Annotated in this window: 1 tRNA gene; it reads left to right on the forward strand. The window is 45.3% G+C overall.

The annotated features are described in order from the left end of the window. Positions 1 to 10: 10 nt before the first annotated feature. A tRNA-Val gene (locus tag DMA14_RS00030) sits at positions 11 to 85 on the forward strand. The last annotated feature ends 147 nt before the right edge of the window (positions 86 to 232 follow it).

Below are 232 nucleotides of genomic sequence, written 5' to 3' on the forward strand. Positions count from 1 at the left end.
TAGTAAAATAGGGCGATTAGCTCAGCTGGTTCAGAGCACCTCGTTTACACCGAGGGGGTCGGGGGTTCGAACCCCTCATCGCCCACAAAGTTTTTTATAATAAAAACACTTGCAAATATAAAATCTAAATGTATATTTGCACTCGCTATCAGAAATGATAGCAACCTAGTAAAATAGGGCGATTAGCTCAGCTGGTTCAGAGCACCTCGTTTACACCGAGGGGGTCGGGGGT

It is taken from the genome of Flavobacterium sharifuzzamanii (assembly GCF_003254585.1).
Taxonomy (GTDB): Bacteria; Bacteroidota; Bacteroidia; order Flavobacteriales; family Flavobacteriaceae; genus Flavobacterium; species Flavobacterium sharifuzzamanii.